The sequence below is a fragment of the Pseudomonas sp. PDM28 genome, assembly GCF_019219115.1.
In the GTDB taxonomy this organism is placed as follows: domain Bacteria; phylum Pseudomonadota; class Gammaproteobacteria; order Pseudomonadales; family Pseudomonadaceae; genus Aquipseudomonas; species Aquipseudomonas laurylsulfatiphila.
Genome location: NZ_JAHUWG010000002.1, coordinates 644,294 through 663,368, shown reverse-complemented (window position 1 = coordinate 663,368; position 19,075 = coordinate 644,294). Strand labels below are relative to the sequence as shown.

The following is a 19,075-nucleotide window of genomic DNA, read 5'->3' as shown; positions in this document are numbered from 1 at the left end:
TTGGGAGAAAGACATGGCTAGCACCACCACTACCAGCGGCGGAACCGTTACCTCGTTTTCCAACACGCCGCAGGCGAAGGATGACGTCTTTACCACCACTGAAAATCTGCTGGGGGTTATGTATTGGGACGTCATGTCCAATGACCTCGGCGGTAACGCGAAGACACTTTGGTCACTCGACAACGCGGACAGTCTTTCTACTGCCACCAAGGCTTACGCTCCGGCCGACCTCCTGACCCAGGATACGGCGAGGGCTGAGGCGATGAGTTCTGACACCAGTAAGAATGGTGCAAAGATCTGGATCACCCCGGACGGTAAGGTCGGCTACGACGCCGCTACTTTCTCCTCTGATTTCAAGGCACAACTCCAGTCGCTTGCTGCGGGCGAGGTCCTGACGGACAGTTTTACCTATGCGATTCGTCTGGGCAACGGAACGCTCAGTTGGGCCACCGCGACAGTGCAGTTCTCGGGCGTGAATGATGGTGTGACGATCAGCCTCGGCGCGCAGGCCGGCACGGTGACCGAAGACGCCGCCACCACTGCGAGCGCGACCGACTCGCTGACGGCCAGCGGCACGATTGTGTTTACCGACGTCGACCTGAGTGACACGCACATGGCGACGTTCGCACCGGTGGCGGGCAACGCTACTCATCTTGGTACGTTCGAGCTCTCGCCGGTGAGCGAAGCTGCGAACGCGGCCGACGGTTCGGTGCAATGGACGTACAACCTGAGCAATGTGGCGGCGCAGTACCTGGCTCAGGGACAGACAGTTACCGAAACCTACGTGGTCACCATCAGCGATGGTCATGGTTCGTCGGCAACGCAGAATGTGACTATCACCATCACCGGCACCAACGACGGGCCGACGGTGACGGCAGCAGAAGTCGAAAGCGCTGCGGTGACCGAAGACGGCACCACGCTGGCCAGTGGCAGCTTCGCCTTCGGCGACGTGGACCTGGCCGACGACGCCCATGTGGCCAGCGTGAGCACGCCGTCCGGTGCGCTGGGTACGTTGGTGGCCACTGTGAGCGACGAGAGCACGGGCGACGCGGCGGGCAGCGTGGGCTGGACCTATACGCTGAACAACAGCGCGGCGCAGTACCTGGCCGAGGGGCAGACCAAGACCGAAGTGTTCACGGTGACGCTGACCGACGACTTCGGGGCGACGGTGACCAAGGATGTGACGATCACCCTGACCGGCAGCAATGACCAGCCGACGCTGACCATCGACGACACGACAGGGGCGATGAACGAAGGCAATGGCGCAGCCACGCTGAGCGACAGCGGGGCGCTGAGTTTTGCTGATCTGGACAGCAACGACGTCGTGACGGTCAGCCAGACCGCCAACAATGACATCGCCTGGAGCGGCGGCACCCTCGGTGCGGCACAGGCCGCGGCGCTGGTGGCCGGCTTCTCGGTCGATCAGGCCGGCTGGAACTACAGCAGCAGCGAGAACCTGGACTTCCTGAGTGCTGATGAAACCATCAGCTTCTCCTACACCGTGGTGGCGACCGACGACAGCGGTACGGGCAACGCCGCTTCGGCGCCCCAGACGGTGACGATCACCCTGACCGGCACCAACGACCGGCCGACGCTGAGCATCGACGACACGACCGGGGCGATGACCGAAGGCAATGGCGCAGCCACGCTGAGCGACAGCGGGGCGCTGAGTTTTGCTGATCTGGACAGCAACGACGTCGTGACGGTCAGCCAGACCGCCAACAACGACCTCGCCTGGAGCGGCGGCACCCTCGGTGCGGCGCAGGCCGCGGCGCTGGTCGCAGGCTTCTCGGTCGATCAAACCGGCTGGAATTACAGCAGCAGCGAGAACCTGGACTTCCTGAGTGCTGGTGAAACCATCAGCTTCTCCTACACCGTGGTGGCGACCGACGACAGCGGTACGGGCAACGCCGCTTCGGCGCCCCAGACGGTGACGATCACCCTGACCGGGACCAACGACCGGCCGACGCTGAGCATCGTCGACACGACCGGGGCGATGAACGAAGGCAATGGCGCAGCCACGCTGAGCGACAGCGGGGCGCTGAGTTTTGCTGATCTGGACAGCAACGACGTCGTGACGGTCAGCCAGACCGCCAACAATGACATCGCCTGGAGCGGCGGCACCCTCGGTGCGGCACAGGCCGCGGCGCTGGTGGCCGGCTTCTCGGTCGATCAGGCCGGCTGGAACTACAGCAGCAGCGAGAACCTGGACTTCCTGAGCGCCGGTGAAACCATCAGCTTCTCCTACACCGTGGTGGCGACCGACGACAGCGGTACGGGCAACGCGACCTCGGCACCGCAGACGGTGACGATCACCCTGACCGGCACCAACGACGCACCCGTGCTCAGTTTCGCAACGGGCAATGATGCCGGCTTGGTGCAGGAAGACACCACGCTCAGCCTGACCGGCCAGTTCAACTCGACCGACGTCGATCACGACGCCACGGCGACCTGGAGCATCAATGGCTCGCCAACCGGCACCTACGGCTCGATCGCCGTGGACAACAGCGGCCAGTGGACCTACACCCTGGCCAACGGCACCGATGGGGTGGCCAGTGCGGTGCAGTCACTGAAGGCGGGCGAGAGCCATGATGAGGTGTTTACCGTGCAAGTCAGCGACGGCCTCGGCGGCGTCGACACCCAGCTGGTGACCGTCACCATTACCGGCAGCAACGACGCACCCGTGCTCAGTTTCGCAACGGGCAATGATGCGGGCGCGGTGCAGGAAGACACCACGCTCAGCGTGACCGGCCAGTTCAACTCGACCGACATCGATCACGACGCCACGGCGACCTGGAGCATCAATGGCTCGCCAACCGGCACCTACGGCTCGATCGCCGTGGACAACAGCGGCCAGTGGACCTACACCCTGGCCAACGGCACCGATGGGGTGGTCAGTGCGGTGCAGTCGCTGAAGGCGGGCGAGAGTCATGAAGACGTGTTTACCGTGCAAGTCAGCGACGGCTTGGGCGGCCTCGACACCCAACTGGTGACCGTCACCATCACCGGCAGCAACGACGCGCCCGTGCTCAGTTTCGCAACGGGCAACGATGCCGGCGCGGTGCAGGAAGACACCACGCTCAGCGTGACCGGCCAGTTCAACTCGACCGACATCGATCACGACGCCACGGCGACCTGGAGCATCAATGGCTCGCCAACCGGCACCTACGGCTCGATCGCAGTGGACAACAGCGGCCAGTGGACCTACACCCTGGCCAACGGCACCGATGGCGTTGCCAGTGCGGTGCAGTCACTGAAGGCGGGAGAAAGTCACAACGAAGTGTTCAGCGTGCAGGTCAGCGACGGCCTCGGCGGCCTCGACACCCAGCAGGTGACCATCACCATCACCGGCAGCAACGATGCACCCGTGCTCAGTTTCGCAGCGGGCAATGATGCGGGCGCGGTGCAGGAAGACACCACGCTCAGCGTGACCGGCCAGTTCAACTCGACCGACATCGATCACGACGCCACGGCGACCTGGAGCATCAATGGCTCGCCAACCGGCACCTACGGCTCGATCGCAGTGGACAACAGCGGCCAGTGGACCTACACCCTGGCCAACGGCACCGATGGTGTCGCCAGTGCGGTGCAGTCACTGAAGGCGGGCGAAAGTCACAACGAAGTGTTCAGCGTGCAGGTCAGCGATGGCCTGGGCGGCGTCGACACCCAACTGGTGAATATCACCGTCACCGGCAGCAACGATGCCGCCGTGCTGTCCTCCGCCAGCGTTACGCTGAGCGAAACCAATGCTCCGCTGACCACCGGCGGCAGCCTGACCATTAGCGATATCGACAGCCCGGAAAGCTTCCAGGCCCAGTCCAACACCGCCGGCAGCTACGGCCAGTTCTCCATTGGCACCGGCGGTGCCTGGACCTACGTCGCCAACTCCGCCCACAACGAGTTCGCCGCCGGCACCACCTACACCGACACCTTCGCGGTGAGCAGTGCCGACGGCACCCTCACTTCGGTCGCCGTGCATATCCTCGGCACCAACGATGCGGCCGTGCTGTCCGCCGACATCGCCCACCTCACCGAGACTAATGCCGCCGTCGACATTTCTACCACCGGCACCCTGACCATCAGCGACGTCGACAGCGCCGCAACCTTCGTCGCCCAAACCAACACCGCCGGCAGCTATGGCCAGTTCTCCATCGGCACCGGCGGTGCCTGGACCTACGTCGCCAGCTCCGCGCACAACGAATTCGCCGCCGGCACCACCTACACCGACACCTTCGCGGTGAGCAGTGCCGACGGCACCCTCACTTCGGTCACCGTGAATATCCTTGGCACCAACGATGCGGCCGTGCTGTCCGCCGACATCGCCCACCTCACCGAGACTAATGCCGCCGTCGACATTTCCACCACCGGCACCCTGACCATCAGCGACGTCGACAGCGCCGCAACCTTCGTCGCCCAAACCAACACCGCCGGCAGCTACGGCCAGTTCTCCATCGGCACCGGCGGTGCCTGGACCTACGTCGCCAGCTCCGCGCACAACGAATTCGCCGCCGGCACTACCTACACCGACACCTTCGCGGTGAGCAGTGCCGACGGCACCCTCACTTCGGTCACCGTGAATATCCTTGGCACCAACGATGCGGCCGTGCTGTCCGCCGACATCGCCCACCTCACCGAGACCAATGCCGCCGTCGACATTTCCACCACCGGCACCCTGACCATCAGCGACGTCGACAGCGCCGCAACCTTCGTCGCCCAAACCAACACCGCCGGCAGCTACGGCCAGTTCTCCGTCGGCACCGGCGGTGCCTGGACCTACGTCGCCAGCTCCGCGCACAACGAATTCGCCGCCGGCACTACCTACACCGACACCTTCGCGGTGAGCAGTGCCGACGGCACCCTCACTTCGGTCGCCGTGAATATCCTCGGCACCAACGATGCGGCCGTGCTGTCCGCCGACATCGCCCACCTCACCGAGACCAATGCCGCCGTCGACATTTCCACCACCGGCACCCTGACCATCAGCGACGTCGACAGCGCCACAACCTTCGTCGCCCAAACCAACACCGCCGGCAGCTACGGCCAGTTCTCCATCGGCACCGACGGTGCCTGGACCTACGTCGCCAATTCCGCCCACAACGAGTTCGCCGCGGGCACCACCTACACCGACACCTTCGCGGTGAGCAGTGCCGACGGCACCCTCACTTCGGTCGCCGTGAATATCCTCGGCACCAACGATGCGGCCGTGCTGTCCGCCGACATCGCCCACCTCACCGAGACCAATGCCGCCGTCGACATTTCCACCGCCGGCACCCTGACCATCAGCGACGTCGACAGCGCCGCAACCTTCGTCGCCCAAACCAACACCGCCGGCAGCTACGGCCAGTTCTCCATCGGCACCGACGGTGCCTGGACCTACGTCGCCAATTCCGCCCACAACGAGTTCGCCGCGGGCACCACCTACACCGACACCTTCGCGGTGAGCAGTGCCGACGGCACCCTCACTTCGGTCGCCGTGCATATCCTCGGCAGCAACGACTCACCGACGATCACGTCCAACGGTGGCGGTGCGACGGCTTCGATCAATGTGGCGGAGAACACCACGGCGGTCTCGACAGTGGCGGCAACAGATGTTGATCTGCCGGCACAAACGCTGAGCTACAGCATCGTCGGCGGAGCGGATGCCGCGAAGTTCTCGATCGTTTCAGGCACAGGCGTGCTGAGCTTCATCTCTGCACCCAACTTTGAAGCACCGACTGATTCGGGACCGAACAACGTTTATGACGTGATTGTGCGGGCGTCGGACGGTACGCTGTTTGACGACCAGGCAATCGCGGTAAGCGTGACGGGCGTCAACGACAACTCCCCGGTGATCAGCTCCAACGGTGGTGGTACGACGGCTTCGGTCAATGTGGTGGAGAACACCACGGCGGTTACGACAGTGCTGGCGACCGATGCCGATCTGCCGGCGCAGACGCTGAGCTACTCGCTCCTGAATACGGCCGGGACGGACTTCAGCAAGTTCTCGATCAGTTCGAGCGGGGTGCTGACGTTCAACTCGGCGCCCGATTACGAGAATGCCCAGGATGTCGGTGGTACTGACGGCGACAACGCCTACGTTGTGGACGTTCAGGTGTCCGACGGCAATGGCGGAGTCGACACGCAGACGATTACGGTGAACGTGCAGAACGTCGTTGAAACGCCAGTTGATACCGTGGCGCCAACGGTGACAGTGACAGGGACTGCCTTAGGCAGTTCGATGGGTTCAACGTCGACGGTCACATTCCAGTTCAGTGAGACGGTGAGCGGTTTCAACCTGTCTGATGTAGCCGTGACGACAACGAGCGGAACGCCACGCGGAACCTTCAGTAACTTTACCCAGGTTGACGGCGATACCTACACGGCAACGCTGACCAGAACGCTGGGCGGCAGCATAAAAGTCGACGTTGCCGCGAACAGCTACACCGACCTGGCGGGTAATCCTGGTGCGGCCGGGAGCAGTGCAAACCTTCCGGCAGGCGTTGCCGGCGAACCCGTCAATCTGGCTCTTAACGTTCCACTGGCCGATATCAGCGGCCCCGTGACGGTGACCATCGGCGGTGTTCCTTCGGGGTGGGTGTTCAATGCAGGAACCGACAATGGCGATGGCACCTGGACCGTGCAGACCTGCGATCCCGGCGCATTGACTGTGACAACGCCAAGCGAATTTGCCGGTGCGTTGGTGCTCGATGTCAACCTGTACTGGAACAACAGCGACGGCAGCACCGCAAGCGCCTACGTGTTCAACAACGTCGAAATCTATGCCCCGGACGCACCGATCTTCGCCTTGTCCACCGACGACAACCTGACCGGCTCGTCCGGTGCCGACACTTTCGTATTCGCCCGGCCGATCGGCAACAACGTCATTTACAGCTTCGATGCGGCGGCGGACAAGATCGACTTGATCGGCTTCACCGGCGTCAACGATTTTGCGGATGTGAGTATCGTCAACGACGCGAGCGGTAATGCCGTGCTCAGCATCAGCGCCGACCAGACGATCACCATCAACGGTGTGGATGCGGCAGCGTTGAGCGGGGCCAACCTGCAGTTCGATGTGGACCCGGTCACGACCAATACGGGCACCCTCACCATTGCCGACGGTGCGATCATGCCGTTCGGTGGCAGCATCGACAACAGCGGCACCATAGCGCTCGGCTCCACCGGCAGCGAGGCCGAACTCGAGATTCTGTTCCGTGGTGCGACGTTGACCGGTGGCGGGCAGGTGGTTCTGTCCGACAGCGCGCACAACGTGATCTTCGGCGGCAGCGCCGACACGGTACTCACCAATGCCGACAACACCATCTCGGGTGCCGGCCAGTTGGGCGCGGGGCAGATGATGCTGGTCAACTCGGGCCTGATCCTTGCCAGCGGCGTCAATGCGCTGGTGATCGATACCGGCAGTAGCGCCGTCACCAACACGGGGGTGCTGCAAGCCAGCGGCAGCGGCGGATTGGTGATTGAAAGTGCGCTCGTCAACAGCGGTAGCCTGTGGGCGAACGATGGCAATATCACCATCCACGGAGAGGCCGCAGGCGCGGGAAGCGCGACTATCAGCGGTTCGGCGATGCTGGAATTCGGTGCGGCCTCCGATCAGCATGTGACGTTCGACAGCGGCGCGGCAGGCACGCTCAAGCTCGATGTGTCGACGGCGTTCAGTGGCAGCGTCAGCGGTTTTGCCGCAGGTGACAAGCTGGACTTTGGCGATGTGGCGTTCGGCGCCGATACGCAGATCACTTATGCAGCGAATGACACAGGCACCGGCGGCCTGCTGATGGTGAGCGACGGCGCGCATGCGGCGCAGATCGCGCTGAATGGCCAATACGCGGCGGCGGGTTTGCAGGCGAACGCCGAGGGCAGTGGCAGTGAGCTGGCCTACGATGCAGCGGCGGCAAACCACAGGATGCTGGGCGGTCTGGCCAACGACACGCTGGTCGGCGGTGCGGGTGACGATCTGTTCCTCGGCGGGCAGGGCGACGACACGTTCTATGGCGGTCTCGGCAACGATACCTTCATGTTTGCTGCGGCAGGCTTCGGCAACGACTCGATCCAGGACTTCGACATCAATCCGAGCGGAGGGCAGGACTTGCTCAATATTGCGGGGACGGGGATCAACAGCGAGTCGTTCGCTGCCAACGTGAGCATTGCGGCTGACGGGGCGGACACGGTGATCGGGATCGGCGTGGACTCTATTCGCCTTGTCGGGGTCAGCAGTGCAGGTATCGATCAGGCGGACTTTATCCTGGCGGTTTGATGCTTTTGCTGCCAGCCGCTCGTTGCTGTGCGGTGGCAGACCCCATCGCGGATAAATCCACGACGGGATCTGTGGGAGGTATTTTCAAGAACTTCGATGTGGGTTGACTGACTTGCTCAGCGCGTCAAGCGGTCATCCCATCGAAGTCAGCAAAGGGGTTTCGATAACCACCTCACTCAGTAGTCTGAATAAGGCTGTGATCCGGGGGCACGCTTGGCGATTACCCGGTCCTACAGACAGTACTGGCTGGTAGGCAGCACGTCGATCTTGTCGAAATCGATGAATCGGCTGCAGCTGTCCATCATCGTCGCCAGGTTACGCTGGAATTTCGCCCCGTTGGCACTGTCCAGCCACAGCGACAGGCTGGCATCGGGCAGTGGTCGGTTGTTTTCCTGGCGCAGTCCGGCTGCGGGCTGCACATCGGCATCGGACAGGTTCAATTGCACACCACAGGCACCGAGTGCCAGCAATTGCCCGGCGACTTCACTGCGCAGGCGATGGCTGAAGGTATCAGGACTGACTTGAGTATCACGCCACAGCAGATAGATGACTTTTTCCATAGCTATCAAGCGCCTCGTTGTGATTGTTGGATGAAGCAACCGTGCAGACACGTGGGAAAATACGGGCGTCATGGTTGATCAAACTCAGCCCTCGGTAATACCTCAAACAGACTATTCAACAAAAAAACAGGCGGGGAGATGCCGGCGTTTTGGGTTCGGGCGCACGTTCGACTGTCCGCTTCTGGCTGTGGATTCAACCGGTCGAGCTTCTGCTGCGCGTCATGTGTATGAGGGCCGATCGGCCGTTTCTCAACTGATCTGAAAAAAATCAAATCCCAGTGAAAATGATCGGCCCAACCCACAGCGCTTTGCATCAATTGGTTACACTCATAGAATAAGCTGATCAATCTGCCTCGTTTCCGGGTAACGCCATGGCGATCAACTTCGACCTCAATGACCTGCAAGCTTTCCGTGCCGTGGTCGAGCAGGGTAGCTTTCGCAAGGCCGCCGATACGGTGCGCATTTCCCAGCCCGCGTTGAGCCGACGGATCGAAAAACTCGAAGATGCCCTTGGCGTGCGCCTGTTCGAGCGCACCACGCGCAAGGTCAGCCTGACCCAGGCCGGACGGGGTTTCATGCCCAGCGTCGAGCGCCTGCTGGACGATCTGGACGTGGCATTGCTGGGCATCAGCGAAGTTGCTTCGACCCGGCTCGGCCACGTCACGGTCGCCTGTGTACCCTCGGCGGCTTACTACTTCATGCCGCGGGTGATCGCGCACTATCACCGGCAGTTTCCGCGGATCAAGGTCAAGGTGCTGGACTCCAGCGCCCACGACGTCTTGAGCGCGGTGGTCAATGGCGAAGCGGATTTCGGCCTGAGCTTCATGGGCACGCTGGAAGCGGAAGTGGATTTCGAGCCCCTGGTGCAGGAAGGGTATGTCGTGGCGTGCCGGCGCGATCATCCGCTGGCGGGGCGCAGCAGTGTCACCTGGGACGAGTTCTATCGGCAGGATTACATCTCGCTGGATAAAACCTCGGGCAACCGCTTTCTGCTGGATCAGGCACTGACTGGTGTGGTGCCGCAGCGGTCGAGTATTTGTGAAACCCGCCATGTGACCACCATGATTGGTCTGGTGGAGGCCGGGTTGGGCGTGGCGGCGGTGCCGTTGATGGCGATGCCGGCGGCGGATCATCCGATCCTGACGCGGGTGCCGCTGACCGATCCGCAAGTGATGCGCAGCGTCGGTCTGATCAAGCGCCGGGGTCGAACCCTGACCCCGGCGGCATTGGAGCTGGAACGGCTGGTGGTGGAGATGAAAGTCCTGCAGCCGTCGGTCAGCGACTGACCGAGTCCAGTCCGGTCGCTTTCACGTCCGGTTGGGCCTGGGTCGAGGCCAGGTATTCCAGCAAGGCCTTGGCTTCGGCCGGGTGCTGTGCCCCTACCGGGATGCCGGCGGCAAACCGGGTCACCGATTGCACGGACTCCGGAATCTTCGCCACGAAACTGACCCCCGGCACCGGCAACAATTCGCTGACCTGCTGAAAGCCCAACTGATAGTCGCCGGTGGCAACCACGGAGCCCACGGGGATTTTCGGCACCATGGTCGATTTGCGCTTGAGCTGGTCTTCGATCCCCAGGCGCTTGAACAACTGCTGCTCGATGTACACGCCGCTGGCACTGTCGGAGTAGGCCACCGATTTCGCCTCGAGCAATGTCTTTTTCAGGCCCTCGACATTGCCGATGTCCGGCTTCGGTGCACCTTCGCGCACCACCAGGCCAATGCGCGAATCCGCCAGTTCGACCCGTGAAGCAGGGTCGACCTTGCCTTGTTTGATCAGATCGTCTAGTGCGTAGCCGACCATGATCACCACGTCGGCTTGCTCACCGCGGGCCAGGCGATTGGGAATCGCTTCCGGCGCCTTGCCCATGGAGGGACCGAGTGCGGTGTCGAGGGTGTTGCCGGTGGCGGCGGCGAACTTCGGGCCGAGGATCTTGTAGGCCGCCGTGAAGCCGCCGGAGGTCATCACACGGATCTCTTCAGCCTGGGCAATACCGCTCAATCCAAGGCTGGCCACCAACGCGATGGCGGCAAAACCGAACTGTTTTTTCATGATTGTGTTCTCGATCAAGGGCAGGTTCACGACGCCACCGGTTGCAGATGATTCGAAGCGCGGCGATAGAGCATGAGCGTCGCGCACAACGCGCACAGTGCTGCAAAACTCATCCAGTAGCCTGGCGCCGCCTTGTCTCCGGTGTACTGGATCAGCAAGGTCGACATCGCCGGGGTGAACCCGCCGAACACGGCCGTGGCCAGGCTGTAGGCGAGGGAGAAACCGGCCACCCGGACTTCCACGGGCATGATCTCTGTCAGCGCCGGGATCATCGCGCCGTTGTACAGGCCGTAGATGAACGACAGCCACAACAGCACCAGCAGCATGTGGATGAAACTGGGCGCGTTCACCAGGTAGGTCAGCACCGGGTAAGTGGTGGCGATGGCCAGCAAGGCCATGGCGATCAACACCGGGCGTCGACCGATACGGTCCGAAAGTGCACCGCCAATCGGCAGCCAGATGAAGTTCGAAACACCCACCAGTAATGTCACCAGCAGCGCATCGGACGTGCTCAGGTGCAGGACGGTTTTACCGAAGGTCGGTGCGTACACCGTAATCAGGTAGAAGGCGGTGGTGGTCAGGGCGACCATCATCATGCCAGCGAATACGACCAGCCAGTTTTGCCCCAGGGTGCGGAACACCTCACCCATGCTCGGGCGGTGTTTACGGGTGGCGAACTCTTCGGTTTCTTCCAGGTTGCGGCGCAGCAGGAAGATGAAGGGCACGATCATGCAGCCGACGAAGAACGGAATCCGCCAGCCCCAGTCGGTAATCACACTCGGCGCCATCCACTGGTTCAAGGCGTAACCCAGTGCGGCGGCGACGATGATCGCCACTTGCTGGCTGCCCGACTGCCAACTGGTGAAAAAACCCTTGTGGCCGGGTGTGGCGATTTCGGCGAGATACACCGACACGCCACCCAGTTCCGCACCGGCGGAAAAGCCCTGCAACAGCCGCCCGATCAGCACCAGGGCCGGGGCGAACAAACCGATGGTTTCGTAACCGGGCACCAGCACAATCAGGACCGTACCGCTGGCCATGATCGACAGGGTCACGATCAACCCTTTACGTCGACCCACGTCATCGATATAGGCACCCAGCACCACGGCGCCCAACGGACGCATCAGAAAGCCTGCGCCGAACACGGCAAAGGTCATCATCAGCGAGGCGAATTCGCTGCTGGCCGGAAAGAACACGGCAGCGATCTGCGTGGCATAGAAACCAAAAAGAAAGAAGTCGAACTGTTCGAGGAAGTTGCCCGAGGTGACCCGGAAGATTGCGCTGGCCCGGGAGCGACCGGCAGTCGCGGGCCGTTGGATTGATGCTGTCATTGATCTGTACTCCACCGCTTTTATGACGTGCGCCGGCTGGACGCGGCGCACGGTTCTTATTGGGGCGGATAGTGGAGCAGGGGCATCGATATGTTAATTGCATTGTTGACATGCATTGATGTGCAAAGCGGATCAATGCGCGTGCTCACATAAAACAGGATATTCCGTTAACATCCTGCGCAATATTCCCGCCGCGTGAACAAGGACATCACACCATGAGTACCAACGGCATCATCCTGCTGGTCATTTTGGCCGTTCTGACTCTCTGCATTCTGTATGCGATCGGGCTCTACAACGGTTTGGTCGCCCGTCGCAACGAAATCAAAAATGCCTTCGCGCAGGTTGAGGTTCAACTCAAGCGGCGCTACGACCTGATCCCTAACCTGGTAGCAACCGCCAAGGGCTATCTGGCCCACGAGCGCGAAACCCTTGAGGCCGTCATTACCGCACGCAATACCGCGTTGGCCGGGCTCAAGGCGGCTCAGGCACAACCGGGTGATGCGCGCAATATTGCACAACTGAGTCTGGCTGATGGCGCACTCAACAGCGCCATGGGGCGACTGAACGTCACCCTGGAAGCCTACCCCGAACTCCAGGCTTCGCAGAACATGCAGCAACTGAGTGAAGAGATCAGCAGCACCGAAAACAAAGTGACGTTCGCGCGTCAGTTGTACAACGATGCCGTGCTGGCTTACAACAATCTCAAGCAGAGCTTCCCCGCCGTGCTGTTGGCAGCCCGCTTCGGCCATTCCGCCGACGCTACACCGCTGGAGTTTTCCGACACCGCGTCCATTCAACAAGCCCCCCAGGTTTCCTTCTGACGCAATTTGCCCACGGACGGTCCGATGAACTTTTTTGAACAACAGCGTCAGTCCAGACACCGAACGGCGCTACTCGTGATATTGATGATCCTGGCGGTGCTGAGCCTGATCACCATGACTTCCCTCGTTTTCAGCCTCAAACATGCCGACGATGGCAGCGGTGCTCTGGCGATCAACTGGGAAGCGGTGCAGATTACGGCATCGGTCATCACCGCCGTCGTACTGATGGGCAGTTTGTTCAAATACGCAGAACTACGGCACGGAGGCAAAGTCATCGCCGAAAGCCTGGGCGGGCGTCTGATCAATCAAGGCGCACGAACGCTCGAAGAGCAGCGCCTGATCAACGTCGTCGAAGAAATGGCTCTCGCCTCGGGCATGACCGTACCGCCAATCTATCTGCTACCGGATGAGAGCATCAACGCCTTCGCCGCCGGGTTCACTCCACAGGACGCAGTGATCGGCGTGACGCAGGGAGCGATATCGCTGCTCACACGCGAAGAACTGCAAGGGGTGATTGCCCATGAGTTCAGCCACATCTTCAACGGCGATATGCGCCTGAACATGCACATGCTGGCGACCGTCAACGGCTTGCTGGTGCTTGGCCTGGCGGGCAGTCTGATACTGCTGAGAGTGAGTCGAGTCAGTAACCGTGAGAACGGTGACAACCGTCTTAAGCTGGTGGCCCTGCTGGTCGGCGTGGTTTTGTGCATCGCCGGGTTTGCCGGGAGTTTTATGGCCAGCCTGATCAAGGCCGCCGTAAGTCGGCAACGGGAGTTTCTGGCTGATGCCACCGCGGTGCAGTACACCCGTAACCCACACAGTATTGCCGGCGCATTGAAAAAAATTGGCGGCCATGCGCAAGGCTCGCACATGAGCGCAGACCGGGCAGACGAGTTCAGTCACCTGTACTTCTGTGCGGGCGGGACTTCGTCCCTGGACCGTTTGCTGGCCAGTCATCCTGATTTGAGTGAGCGAATCTGGCGCATCGATGCGCAGTGGGATGGCGTGTTTCCTGCCGTCAAGGTGCCAGGGTTCCAGCGTAGAAAGAAGAAAGTGAGCGTTTAGCAGGAACAACGATCGGCACCGCTCGAGTGTCTCCAGTCGTGGAGGGTGTTGGGCTGTCTGTTTGCCGGGGTGATCATTGACCCTTCGGTACCGTGCCTGATCTACAAACCGCAAAGAGTCGCGAATCTTTCCGGAACTGGCGTAGTCGGACGACGCAGCCTTATTGGCTATACAACCGCACCACGCTCTCGGTGCCCAGTCGATACTGATTGTTCCCGCTGCGCTTGGCCTCGTACATCGCCAGGTCGGCAATGTGCAGCAGGCGATCAATGCTCGGCGCATGATCGGGGAACACGGCGACGCCCAGGCTGGTGCCGATGTGGCGCTGGTCGTTGCCGATGGTGATGGGCGGGGAGAGCTCGGCGAAGATGTTCTGGCAGATGCTGCGCGCTTCGTCCTGCAGGCTGTTGCCTTGGGGCAAGTCCTGGAGGATGACCACGAATTCGTCGCCACCGATCCGCGCGACGGTGTCGGAGCCGCGCAGAATGCGCTTGAGCCGTGTGGCGGTAGTGACCAGCACGCGGTCGCCGGCCGCATGGCCATAGCGGTCATTGATCGCCTTGAAACCATTGAGATCGACAAACACCAGCGCCACCCGCGTTGCGCTGGCGCGCGCCTGCTCCAGCGCCTCGGACAGGCGCTCTTCGAGCACCAGGCGATTGGGCAGGCCGGTCAGCGGGTCGAAATGGGCCAGGTGCTTGAGGTAGTTGGCCGAGGCCTTTTCTTCGGTGATGTCGCGTACCACGCCCATCATCTTGATCGTTTCGTCGTGGTCATTCTTGACCACGTTGCCGGTTTCCCGCAGCCAGCGGATCGTTCCGTCGGGCCAGACCACGCGGTATTCCTCATCATGGTTCTCGCCGGTTTCCAGGCAACGCAGTTCGCCGGCCCGGACCCTCAGCCGGTCGTCAGGATGCACGCAGGAGCAGAACAGGGCGTAGGAGGGCGTCACTTCACCGATCTTGAACCCGAACATGCCGAAAATCGCGTCGGACCAGTACAGGCGGTCGGTGTCGACATCCCAATCCCAGGTGCCGATGCGAGCGAAATACTGGCTGCGCTTGAAGCGCTCTACGTCGCCATCCTGGTGGATGTTCCGGCCTTCGGACAGGCTGTTGATGATTTCGCGGTACTGCGCCAGTTGCTTGTGCAGCGAGCGCTCGCGCCAGACCAGCGCGACGATCAGGGTGAGCGTCATTGAACCAAGGATGACGCTGGTCCAGAGCAGGATCATTCGGGCATGGCCATCAGGGCGTTGAACCGTACGGGTAATAGTTGATTATTTTAGTTCAGCCAACAGCTTTGAACGCAGCGCGAGCAGACGGCAATGGTTGCCAATCGCGGGCAAATCTGGGAAAACGGCGCCCATCAGGCCCTTGAGGGCGAGTGAGCATACGAGTGAATTCAATGAATGACGAGCTTCAGGTAATCGATCTGCAGTTGGGTGACGGAAAAGCCGCGGTAAAAGGCGCGCTGATCACCACCCAGTACCGTGGCTGGCTGGAGGACGGGACCGAATTCGATTCTTCCTACAGCCGGGGCAAACCCTTCCAGTGCGTGATCGGCACCGGGCGGGTCATCAAGGGCTGGGACCAGGGCATCCTGGGCATGCAGGTCGGTGGCAAGCGCAAGTTGCTGGTGCCGGCGCACCTGGCCTATGGCGAACGCACCATGGGCAAGATCACGCCGAATTCGAACCTGATCTTCGAAATTGAATTGCTGGAAGTGCTGACGCGGGATGATTGACCGGTCGGGGCGGGGAGAGCTACAGCAACTGCCCCGTGTCCCAAAGATGGACCAGCTCTCCCGGTGCCTGGTCCTCCGGCACTTTAAGCACCATCCGGTCTTCCTGTTCGCCTGACCGATAGTTCACCTCTATCTGGTAAAAGCGCTGGTCGCCACGCCCGGATACCGTGCTGTCCAGGGTCAGGCAACCCTCCAGTACCGAGCAGATGCGGGTGCGCTGGCTGATGTCGCATTGCGCAAACTCAATCTCCCGAGGGCGGCTCAAGGCGTGAATCGCCGCGAAACCACCCTGGCGGGAGAGGCGAACCCGGGCGTCGTCGCCCAATGCAGGCAGGGTTTTCATAGGGTCTCCGTGATTTCGATGCCCGTTTGAGCCCAGCCCTGGCGCACGGCCTCGACTTCTCGCGCACCGAAGCGTTGGGCGGCATGGTCGACGGTCAGCCGGGCGAAGGCATCGAAATCGGCGTCCGGATTCAGGCGTTTGTCGCACAGGGCGTCGTACCAGATCACCCCGGCTTTCTTCCAGGCGAACCCGCCAAGCGCTCTGGCCGCCAGATAAAACGCGCGATTGGGGATGCCGGAATTAATGTGCACACCGCCATTGTCCTCCTGAGTGATGACGAATTCACGCATGTGATCCGGTTGCGGATCCTTGCCCAACAGCGGGTCGTCGTAGGCCGTGCCCGGATGGGACATCGAGCGCAGCCCTCTGCCATTGATCTTTGGCGTCAGCAAGTCAGCCCCGATCAGCCAGTCCGCCTGCTCGACGGTGTGGCCAAGGACGAATTGCTTGGTGAGGATGCCAAACACGTCCGACAGCGACTCGTTCAAGGCGCCGGACTGGTTGGCGTAGATCAGCCCGGCCGTGCTTTCGGTCACGCCATGGGCCAGTTCATGGGCGACCACATCCAGCGAGCGGGTGAAGCGCTGGAAAATTTCCCCGTCACCGTCGCCGAAGACCATTTGCGCACCATTCCAGAAGGCGTTTTCGTATCCCTGGCCATAATGCACGCTGCCGACCAAGGCAAATCCCTTGTTATCGATCGAGTCGCGGCGCAGCACCTTCCAGAAGAAATCATAGCTGGCACCCAGTGCATCGTAGGCTTCATCGACGGCCGCATCGCCTGTGGCCGGCTGGCCTTCCATTCGCACCGGCATACCCGGCAAGAGCATTTTGTTCTGGGCGTCGTGCAGGCTGCGCTGGGCCACTCCCGGCTTTCCGGGCGGCGGCAGAATCGCCCGCTCCGGCGGCCGCGAAGGTGGCCCGGGATTGGGCAGCAGGTTTTGCACATGATGCAGGGTGAACATCGCCGCCGTGCGCTGCGGCTCTGAACCGTGGGCGATGATGCGGTTGAGAATGTAGGGCGGGATAAAACTGCGCAGTGCTGGTGAGTCGGTCATCAGTGCATCCCTGGCGTGACAGCGGTCGATACTGATGTGATCCGGGCACCCCGCGTTCGGTTCCGTACAGGGTCCTTGGGCGGGCTTGTTCGCGATATCGACAGGTCGGTCAACAATGATGTTGAATATCACGCCACCGTCGCGAGCCCGCTCGCTCCCACAGGTGTTGTGTTTGAACTCACCCGCCTTACAGGAAGCCCATGTCGCCAACCAATGAATTTCTGGAGATGGTTCAACTGCTGGATGTCGCTTACCGGCACTGGACCGGTGGGCGCTTGCCGGCTCCGCAATCGCTGAGCGAAGACGAGCGCCTGGCCTGGCTGCATGCTCGCGCGCCTTTCGCTTTGCTGGCCCATGGCACCGAGGCCGATCCGCTGTTTTATTACGCCAACGAGCAGGCCCTCGCCAGTTTCAAGTACCCGCGCGAGCAGTTCATCGGCATGCCTTCACGTTTCAGTGCATCACCGCTGGACCGTGACCTGCGCCAGACGCTTCTGGAGCAGGTCACGGCCCATGGCATTGCTCATGGCTACAGTGGTTATCGGGTGGATCGGCAGGGCAGTGCCTTCATGATTCATGAAGGCAAGGTGTGGACGCTGGTTGATCAGCAGGGTGTGCGTTTGGGGCAGGCGGCGTTGTTCTGGCCGGATGCTGCACGGGTTGGGCAGTTGGACTGAGCGTCGATCAAGCGACCGGCCAATCCCTGAACAGCGGAGTTCGTCCATTCGCGGACGGGCGATAATCCCAGGTCAGGCGATCCAGTCCCGGCTTCAGCGCCAGAATGTGCCGGACGGTAGCGCCGGCAATGCTCAACGCCAGTGTCTGCCCCGGACATTGATGGCGCCCCGCACCGAAAGTGAAACTGCGCCGGTTCGGGCGGTCGAGCAGGAGCGCGTCGGGGTTGTCGTTGAGCTGTGGGTCGCGATTGGCCGAGGCCAGCAGCACCAGGATGATGTCCCCGGCATTCAGCCTTGTGCCGTCAATCTCGCAGGGGGCGGCGACGAAGCGGCGGGTGTTCTGTACCGGCGGGTCAAAGCGCTGCACTTCGGCCAGCAGATCGTCGACATGGGGTGACTCGCTGAGTAACGACGGGTGTTGAGTCAACGCCAGCACAGTGTTGCCGATCAGCCCGGCCGTGGCGTCGAACGTCTGGGAAAACAGGCCGATCAGGTTGGCGATCAGCGTTTGCGGTACGCCGCCGGTGAAGCGCTGGCGGATGCCTGCAAGCAGACGGCTGTGGTTGTCCGGGTCGGCCAATAGCTCGACACAGTAACCGCTCAGTTGTTCGGCGGCGGCATGGGCGGCGGATAGCTGTGCCGAGGTGCTCAAGGGCGACAGGCAAGCCACGAAGTCCGCCGTCAGTTCGCTGATGATTCGGCCCTGAGCCGGGGTGAATCCCAGCAACGCCGCCAGCACGCACACCGGCCCACGGAACATGGCGTTGTACAGGCCGACGGCGTCGGCGCAGATCAACCGGGCGCTGACCAGGCTCTCGACTTCCCGCGTATCGATCACATCCAGCCCCGGCGCAATCGCCGACCGTGGGCATTGCTGGCGCTCACCCTCGTTCATGCGCATCAACTGGCCGAACACCTGGCCGGCCATGCCATCGGCAATCGCCCTGGGGACGGGCTCCTGCGCGGGGCGAACCTGGCAATCGGCATGCGCCAGCACGGCGGCCACCGCCCGGGCGCTGCTGGCCACCCACATGTTCAGCCCCGGATGAAAAACCAGCCCGCCCTCGGCACGCAGTTGTGCGTAGTAGGGATAAGGATCGGCATGGGTCGCAGCGATGATCGGGTCCATGGGTCACAGCCTTTTGTTGTTGGAAAGTGTTGCTACTATCTCCAG

General features: G+C 61.8%; 13 protein-coding genes. 6 read left to right on the top strand and 7 right to left on the bottom strand.

The window, feature by feature from the left end; translation table 11 throughout:
* Positions 1 to 13 precede the first annotated feature (13 nt).
* Complete coding sequence (locus KW841_RS06115; RefSeq protein ID WP_218474465.1) at positions 14 to 8,248, top strand: S-layer family protein; 8,235 nt, start codon at positions 14 to 16, stop codon at positions 8,246 to 8,248.
* Positions 8,249 to 8,478: 230 nt separating this feature from the next.
* On the opposite strand, the gene KW841_RS06110 is transcribed toward KW841_RS06115, so the two are convergent.
* Complete coding sequence (locus tag KW841_RS06110; protein ID WP_218474463.1) at positions 8,479 to 8,808, bottom strand: hypothetical protein; 330 nt, start codon at positions 8,806 to 8,808, stop codon at positions 8,479 to 8,481.
* A gap of 371 nt (positions 8,809 to 9,179) precedes the next feature.
* On the opposite strand from KW841_RS06110, the gene KW841_RS06105 reads away from it, so the two are divergent.
* A complete protein-coding gene (locus KW841_RS06105; RefSeq protein ID WP_102701806.1) occupies positions 9,180 to 10,094 on the top strand; it encodes a LysR family transcriptional regulator in 915 nt (304 codons plus the stop codon).
* Here the strand turns inward: KW841_RS06105 and KW841_RS06100 are convergent.
* Together KW841_RS06100 and KW841_RS06095 are read right to left on the bottom strand one after the other, a co-directional pair.
* A complete protein-coding gene (locus KW841_RS06100; RefSeq protein WP_102701837.1) occupies positions 10,084 to 10,860 on the bottom strand; it encodes a substrate-binding domain-containing protein in 777 nt (258 codons plus the stop codon). The two genes, KW841_RS06105 and KW841_RS06100, sit on opposite strands and share 11 nt — an antisense overlap.
* Positions 10,861 to 10,886: 26 nt before the next feature.
* Positions 10,887 to 12,191, bottom strand: a complete 1,305-nt coding sequence (locus KW841_RS06095) for an MFS transporter (RefSeq protein ID WP_218474460.1) — start codon at positions 12,189 to 12,191, stop codon at positions 10,887 to 10,889.
* A 215-nt stretch (positions 12,192 to 12,406) separates the two neighbouring features.
* Between KW841_RS06095 and KW841_RS06090 the strand changes: the two genes are divergently transcribed.
* Together KW841_RS06090 and KW841_RS06085 are read left to right on the top strand one after the other, a co-directional pair.
* A complete protein-coding gene (locus KW841_RS06090) occupies positions 12,407 to 13,012 on the top strand; it encodes a LemA family protein (protein ID WP_218474458.1) in 606 nt (201 codons plus the stop codon).
* A gap of 24 nt (positions 13,013 to 13,036) precedes the next feature.
* Positions 13,037 to 14,077, top strand: coding sequence for a M48 family metallopeptidase (locus tag KW841_RS06085; protein WP_218474456.1), 1,041 nt, complete (start codon positions 13,037 to 13,039; stop codon positions 14,075 to 14,077).
* Positions 14,078 to 14,237: 160 nt separating this feature from the next.
* Here KW841_RS06085 and KW841_RS06080 read toward each other — a convergent pair whose 3' ends face one another.
* Positions 14,238 to 15,311, bottom strand: a complete 1,074-nt coding sequence (locus tag KW841_RS06080) for a sensor domain-containing diguanylate cyclase (RefSeq protein ID WP_218474453.1) — start codon at positions 15,309 to 15,311, stop codon at positions 14,238 to 14,240.
* Positions 15,312 to 15,484: 173 nt separating this feature from the next.
* Here KW841_RS06080 and KW841_RS06075 point away from each other — a divergent pair, with 173 nt between their 5' ends.
* Positions 15,485 to 15,823 (top strand): FKBP-type peptidyl-prolyl cis-trans isomerase, encoded by a 339-nt coding sequence (locus tag KW841_RS06075; protein ID WP_126046106.1) that lies wholly within the window; start codon positions 15,485 to 15,487, stop codon positions 15,821 to 15,823.
* 19 nt (positions 15,824 to 15,842) lie between these two features.
* Here KW841_RS06075 and KW841_RS06070 read toward each other — a convergent pair whose 3' ends face one another.
* Together KW841_RS06070 and KW841_RS06065 are read right to left on the bottom strand one after the other, a co-directional pair.
* Positions 15,843 to 16,166 carry a protealysin inhibitor emfourin gene (locus tag KW841_RS06070; protein WP_218474451.1) on the bottom strand — a complete coding sequence of 108 codons (324 nt, stop codon included), beginning with the start codon at positions 16,164 to 16,166 and terminating at the stop codon, positions 15,843 to 15,845.
* On the bottom strand, positions 16,163 to 17,224 hold the full coding sequence (locus KW841_RS06065; RefSeq protein WP_218474449.1) for a M4 family metallopeptidase: 1,062 nt from the start codon (positions 17,222 to 17,224) through the stop codon (positions 16,163 to 16,165). The genes KW841_RS06070 and KW841_RS06065 overlap by 4 nt, the downstream gene beginning before the upstream one ends.
* 200 nt (positions 17,225 to 17,424) lie before the next feature.
* Between KW841_RS06065 and KW841_RS06060 the strand changes: the two genes are divergently transcribed.
* Entirely contained in the window at positions 17,425 to 17,901 is a 477-nt protein-coding gene (locus tag KW841_RS06060; RefSeq protein ID WP_218474447.1) for an MEKHLA domain-containing protein, read from the top strand.
* A 7-nt stretch (positions 17,902 to 17,908) separates the two neighbouring features.
* Here KW841_RS06060 and KW841_RS06055 read toward each other — a convergent pair whose 3' ends face one another.
* Positions 17,909 to 19,030: a cytochrome P450 gene (locus tag KW841_RS06055; RefSeq protein ID WP_218474445.1), complete on the bottom strand. Its 1,122-nt coding sequence runs from the start codon at positions 19,028 to 19,030 to the stop codon at positions 17,909 to 17,911.
* Positions 19,031 to 19,075 lie beyond the last annotated feature (45 nt).

Excerpts from the sequence above, each read along its gene's own strand:
- KW841_RS06115 (WP_218474465.1), top strand. The coding sequence starts at position 14 with ATGGCTAGCACCACCACTACCAGCGGCGGAACCGTTACCTCGTTTTCC.
- KW841_RS06095 (WP_218474460.1), bottom strand. The coding sequence starts at position 12,191 with ATGACAGCATCAATCCAACGGCCCGCGACTGCCGGTCGCTCCCGGGCC.
- KW841_RS06055 (WP_218474445.1), bottom strand. The coding sequence starts at position 19,030 with ATGGACCCGATCATCGCTGCGACCCATGCCGATCCTTATCCCTACTAC.
- KW841_RS06105 (WP_102701806.1), top strand. The coding sequence starts at position 9,180 with ATGGCGATCAACTTCGACCTCAATGACCTGCAAGCTTTCCGTGCCGTG.
- KW841_RS06090 (WP_218474458.1), top strand. The coding sequence starts at position 12,407 with ATGAGTACCAACGGCATCATCCTGCTGGTCATTTTGGCCGTTCTGACT.
- KW841_RS06085 (WP_218474456.1), top strand. The coding sequence starts at position 13,037 with ATGAACTTTTTTGAACAACAGCGTCAGTCCAGACACCGAACGGCGCTA.
- KW841_RS06065 (WP_218474449.1), bottom strand. The coding sequence starts at position 17,224 with ATGACCGACTCACCAGCACTGCGCAGTTTTATCCCGCCCTACATTCTC.
- KW841_RS06075 (WP_126046106.1), top strand. The coding sequence starts at position 15,485 with ATGAATGACGAGCTTCAGGTAATCGATCTGCAGTTGGGTGACGGAAAA.
- KW841_RS06060 (WP_218474447.1), top strand. The coding sequence starts at position 17,425 with ATGTCGCCAACCAATGAATTTCTGGAGATGGTTCAACTGCTGGATGTC.
- KW841_RS06070 (WP_218474451.1), bottom strand. The coding sequence starts at position 16,166 with ATGAAAACCCTGCCTGCATTGGGCGACGACGCCCGGGTTCGCCTCTCC.
- KW841_RS06110 (WP_218474463.1), bottom strand. The coding sequence starts at position 8,808 with ATGGAAAAAGTCATCTATCTGCTGTGGCGTGATACTCAAGTCAGTCCT.
- KW841_RS06080 (WP_218474453.1), bottom strand. The coding sequence starts at position 15,311 with ATGATCCTGCTCTGGACCAGCGTCATCCTTGGTTCAATGACGCTCACC.
- KW841_RS06100 (WP_102701837.1), bottom strand. The coding sequence starts at position 10,860 with ATGAAAAAACAGTTCGGTTTTGCCGCCATCGCGTTGGTGGCCAGCCTT.